We start from the raw sequence: 4,147 nt of genomic DNA on the forward strand, positions 1-4,147 counted from the left end.
TGAGCAGGATGCAGCAATCAGCGTATAGAACAAGCTCTAACGGGCAGTATGAACAAAATAGCAACTTTATTTCACCCGAAAATATACGGTGGAACAATGTTGCTTACTCTAAACTCTAGAACCAGAATAAACCACCGAAAATTTGCTCCAAACGCTCTGGTCTGATACTTTCCCCTACCTGAAAAAAATACCTGCGCAGAACCAGCCAGATACAGCCGTACAGCCCGCTTGGCGCATATTCAGTTATATATAATGTTTTTATACTGAATTTCAACACCTTGCATAGTCGTCATACGGCAACCGGCATACAGGTAATACTTTACATCCGTGCTAGCGCACGCGGATATACAACTCAATGACAAGCTATCCAGGTAAGTGCCCATGGCGAACAAGTCTATGAATATCGACCCCCTTTCCTTTGAACCCTACAAGGCAAAAAGGGGGGAAGAATACATGAATGAAAAACAGGAAGCGCACTTTCGCTCTATCCTGGAAAAATGGCGCACATCACTCATGGAAGAAGTGGATCGCACAGTACATCATATGAAAGACGATGCCGCCAACTTCCCTGACCCTAACGACCGCGCCAGTCAGGAAACAGAATTCAGCATTGAACTGCGCACCCGTGACCGTGAACGCAAACTGTTGAAAAAAATCAACGAAGCACTCGACGCCATCGACGCGCATGAATACGGATTCTGCGAATCCTGTGGCGCCGAAATCGGTATCCGCCGTCTCGAAGCCCGGCCCACTGCCAACCTCTGCATCGAATGCAAGACCCTGGAAGAGATCCGGGAGAAAAACTACGGCTGAGATGGCTGATGCCGTTCCCCGCCAGCCAAAGCCGGTGCCTGTGCATCGGCTTTGCTGTTTCTGATGCGCTATAGAGGGCGGTTCGCCCCCTCCCCCACCGGCTCCCTGCACTTTGGTTCACTGGTTGCCGCTGTCGCCAGCTATGCCGATGCCCTGCACCATCAGGGAAACTGGCTGGTACGCATGGAGGACGTGGATGAAGGCCGCACCGTCAAAGGAAGCGCGGATGATATTCTGCACACACTGGAAGCGCTCGGTTTCGAATGGGATGAGCCTGTCATCTTCCAGAGCCAGCAAAAAGCCCGCTATGCGGATGTGCTGGCCTGGCTCGCCGAGCAGGGCCTCACCTATGCCTGCAGCTGTTCGCGACGGGAAATCGCCGCACACGCAACTTCCGGTATCGAAGGTCCCGTCTATCCTGGTACCTGCCGGCATGCCCGTATAGAGGATCCCACGGGCAAGGCCATACGCCTGCGTACGGATGCAGAAGAAATCTGCTTCGAGGATCGCATCCAAGGCAGGCATTGCCAGATACTTTCACGGGATGTCGGTGATTTCGTTGTTCGCCGGGCGGACGGCTACACTGCCTATCAGCTGGCCGTCGTGGTCGATGACGCAGACCAGCACATCAACCGCGTCGTGCGCGGTGCTGACCTGTTGGTCTCTACACCCCGGCAGATCTATGAGCAGAAGCGGCTTGGTCTTCCCCACCCGACCTACGCGCATGTACCCCTGGCCAGGGATGAGCAAGGCAGGAAACTCAGCAAGCAGGACCGGGCGCATCCGGTATCTGCTGCGGCCCCACTGCCGGGTTTGCTTTCGGCCTGGCATTTCCTGCGACAGGCACCGCCTCCATCAGATCTGGACAACCCGAGGGAATTCTGGAAATGGGCTGCAAACAACTGGAGTATCGCCAATATCATTTAGAGCTGATAATCCGGAGCCACAGGAAGCCCGTTACACCGGCAATCAGCGATGCCAGCAATACACCAGTCTTGGCCATGAGAAGATCCTTCGGATCATTGGCAAAGGCCAGTTCAGCAACAAATATCGACATGGTAAAACCGATACCGCCCATCAGCGCCGCTCCCATAATATGACCAAACCCCAGTCCGTGGGGCAAATGGCTCCAACCGAGTTTCACCATCAGCCACACCATGCCGGCGATACCCAACAGTTTGCCCAGCACCAGCCCCATGATCACACCGAGAGCAACCGAATCAGCGAAAATTTCATCCATAGCGCCAAAATCGATGGGGATGCCTGCATTTGCCAGAGCAAAGACCGGAATGATCAGATAGGCGCTGGAAATGTGCATCCGGTGTTCGAGTATCTGTGCCGGTGACTGCGCCAGACTCACACCCTCTGACAGCGCACTGATACGGCCACGCATCCTGTCATTCAGGATGATATTGGGCTCCTGATCATGGGCCGCACGGATTTCATCCAGCAGCCCTTTGGCATTGGCTAGAAAACGGGGCGTGTCCAGTTTTGGTTTCATGGGAATGGTAAAAGCCAGAAATACACCGGCCAGGGTCGCATGTACACCGCTTTTGAGCATCGCAAGCCACAGCAACACACCCAGGAACCCGTAAGGCATGACGCGGCGAATGCCGCCCCGGTTCAATGCGATCAGCAACAGCAGAATACCCCCGGCCGTGCCCAGCGCCAGCATGTTGATGTCTGCCGTGTAGAACAGCGCGATCACCACCACTGCACCCAGATCATCGACAATCGCCAGAGCCACCAGAAAGGTCAGCAGGGCTGGCGGTACGCGCTTGCCCAGTAAAGCCAGGGTACCCAGTGCAAATGCGATATCCGTAGCCATGGGAATGCCCCAGCCCCGCGCTTCGGAACCGTTTTGATTCAGCAGGAAATAGAACAGGGCCGGCAGCAGCATGCCACCGATGGCTGCCGCGATGGGCAGCAGGGCCTGTTTGGGGTCAGCCAGCTCGCCAACCAGCAGTTCCCGCTTCAGCTCGAGACCGACGATCAGGAAGAACAGCGCCATCAGGCCATCATTGATCCAGTGATGCAGGCTCATGCTCAGAACAAGGTCACCACCACCGACAGTCACATCCGTGTGCAGGATGTGCTCATAGCCCTCACCCAGAGGGCTGTTGGCGATAGCCAGGGCGATCACCGCACACAGCATCAGCAGGATACCACTGGTGGTCTGCCGGTGAATGAACGCCTCCAGCGGCGTCAGCACCCGGTCGAACGCGCGCTCCCAGGGAGCGAGGTATTCTTTTCCTTTCAGCGGGTTGTTTCTATCCATCAGGTTGTGGCCGTTTTGGGAAGCAAGAGAGGTAACGGAAGCCTACCAGATGCTTGCCTCCGGTAGCAAAACACTGACCGATAAAAACGTCTGGAAAACAGGAAACTGCCGGGGCAGAAATGCTGTCAGTAAATCCGGTTCAACAGCCATGGACCTTCTATCAGTTCTTCGGGGGGCACCGGACGCTGAAACAGATATCCCTGACCGAGATCACAACCTGCGCTACGCACCAGCTGCAGCTGCTCGGGCGTCTCCAGCCCCTCGGCCAGCACTTCCAGCCCCAATGCATGGCCGACGGCCACGATGGCTTCGATGATGGATCGGTCGTTGGTGTCCGACAGAGCGCCGTCGATGAACTCGCGGTCAATCTTGAGTATGTCCACGGGGAACTTTTTCAGGTAGCTCAGGGATGAATAACCCGTACCGAAATCATCCAGGGAGATTTTCATGCCTTTGCTGTGCAGCCATTCGAGTCCGGCCAGCGTATCTTGACCGGCCTTGATCAATACCTGCTCCGTCAGTTCAACACCCAGATCCTGATAGCCCAAATCATGCTTTTTCAGAACACGCCTGATAACGGAAAACACGTCATAATAAAAAACTGGCGACCGGAAATATTGATGTCCACACGCAGATCGAACCCCTGGTCTTTCCATTTCCGCCGCTGCCTGCAGGCTTCCTTGATCACCCATTCGCCGATCGTATTGATGAGATCCGAGCGCTCGGCGACAGGCAGGAAATCATCCGGGGAAATCATGCCCTCGCCCGGCACTTCCCAGCGGATCAGCGCCTCACAACTCACCAGTTCCCCCGTTGTCAGATCCAGTTGAGGCTGATAGTGGAGCCCGAACTGCTCCAGTTGCAGGGCCTGGCGCAGGCGGATCTCCAGATCCTGACGGCGATTCAGCTCCCGGTTCATACTCTGGGTAAAAAACTGGGCTCTTCCCCAAATGGAGTGGGTAGATTATCGTAATCCCCTATGAGAGACAAAGACCTATATGCCCAGATACTGGGAATCAAGAGTCCCTGGCAAGTATCCGGTGTAGAGCTGGCGCT

The 4,147-nt window shown here is 55.3% G+C and carries 5 protein-coding genes; 2 read left to right on the top strand and 3 right to left on the bottom strand.

Annotation, left to right across the window (positions count from 1 at the left end; translation table 11 throughout):
• The first annotated feature begins 381 nt into the window (after positions 1–381).
• Together dksA and gluQRS are read left to right on the top strand one after the other, a co-directional pair.
• Positions 382–813 carry an RNA polymerase-binding protein DksA gene (gene dksA / locus ACOCD2_RS13530; RefSeq protein WP_293648557.1) on the top strand — a complete coding sequence of 144 codons (432 nt, stop codon included), beginning with the start codon at positions 382–384 and terminating at the stop codon, positions 811–813.
• A 63-nt stretch (positions 814–876) separates the two neighbouring features.
• On the top strand, positions 877–1,740 hold the full coding sequence (gene gluQRS, locus ACOCD2_RS13535; protein WP_293648560.1) for a tRNA glutamyl-Q(34) synthetase GluQRS: 864 nt from the start codon (positions 877–879) through the stop codon (positions 1,738–1,740).
• Here the strand turns inward: gluQRS and nhaA are convergent.
• The 3 genes from nhaA to ACOCD2_RS13550 form a co-directional block, all read right to left on the bottom strand.
• Positions 1,733–3,091: a Na+/H+ antiporter NhaA gene (gene nhaA / locus ACOCD2_RS13540; protein WP_293648563.1), complete on the bottom strand. Its 1,359-nt coding sequence runs from the start codon at positions 3,089–3,091 to the stop codon at positions 1,733–1,735. The genes gluQRS and nhaA overlap by 8 nt on opposite strands.
• A 125-nt stretch (positions 3,092–3,216) precedes the next feature.
• Positions 3,217–3,678 carry an EAL domain-containing protein gene (locus ACOCD2_RS13545; RefSeq protein WP_293648566.1) on the bottom strand — a complete coding sequence of 154 codons (462 nt, stop codon included), beginning with the start codon at positions 3,676–3,678 and terminating at the stop codon, positions 3,217–3,219.
• Positions 3,651–4,010 (bottom strand): EAL domain-containing protein, encoded by a 360-nt coding sequence (locus ACOCD2_RS13550; protein WP_293672796.1) that lies wholly within the window; start codon positions 4,008–4,010, stop codon positions 3,651–3,653. The genes ACOCD2_RS13545 and ACOCD2_RS13550 overlap by 28 nt, the downstream gene beginning before the upstream one ends.
• Between the last annotated feature and the right edge of the window lie 137 nt (positions 4,011–4,147).

This window comes from Thiolapillus sp. (assembly GCF_048562965.1).
GTDB lineage: Bacteria > Pseudomonadota > Gammaproteobacteria > Chromatiales > Chromatiaceae > Thiolapillus > Thiolapillus brandeum_A.

Excerpts from the sequence above, each read along its gene's own strand:
- dksA (WP_293648557.1), top strand. The coding sequence starts at position 382 with ATGGCGAACAAGTCTATGAATATCGACCCCCTTTCCTTTGAACCCTAC.
- gluQRS (WP_293648560.1), top strand. The coding sequence starts at position 877 with ATGCGCTATAGAGGGCGGTTCGCCCCCTCCCCCACCGGCTCCCTGCAC.
- nhaA (WP_293648563.1), bottom strand. The coding sequence starts at position 3,091 with ATGGATAGAAACAACCCGCTGAAAGGAAAAGAATACCTCGCTCCCTGG.
- ACOCD2_RS13550 (WP_293672796.1), bottom strand. The coding sequence starts at position 4,010 with ATGAACCGGGAGCTGAATCGCCGTCAGGATCTGGAGATCCGCCTGCGC.